Consider the following 389-nt stretch of genomic DNA (forward strand, 5'->3'; position numbering starts at 1 on the left):
CTTCTACATCCTGATCTTTATCATCGGCTTTGGTGCGATCACGCTGGTGTTGACGAACCCCGAACTGTCCGACGTGGCCAAGGGTGTCATCAAGGGCGGCGCGGGCACGGCCAACATGGCTGCGGTACTGGTGGCCAAGACGGTGGGCGGCGACGTGTTCTACGGCTTCATCTCGGCCGTGGCGTTTGCCACGATTCTCGCGGTGGTAGCAGGGCTCACGCTGTCGGGTGCATCGGCGGTGTCGCATGACCTTTACGCCACGGTTTTCAAGCACGGCAAGGCCAACAGCGCCGACGAGCTGAAGGTCTCGCGCATCACCACGCTGGTGCTGGGCGTGATCGCCGTGCTGCTGGGCATCGCTTTCGAGAAGCAGAACATCGCGTTCATGG

At 62.0% G+C, this 389-nt stretch carries 1 protein-coding gene; it reads left to right on the plus strand.

The features are described from left to right. A partial coding sequence (locus C1I98_RS46885) for a sodium:solute symporter family transporter (protein WP_497846420.1) occupies positions 1–389 on the plus strand: 389 nt, incomplete at both ends.

It is taken from the genome of Spongiactinospora gelatinilytica, assembly GCF_003236385.1.
Taxonomy (GTDB): Bacteria; Actinomycetota; Actinomycetes; order Streptosporangiales; family Streptosporangiaceae; genus Spongiactinospora; species Spongiactinospora gelatinilytica.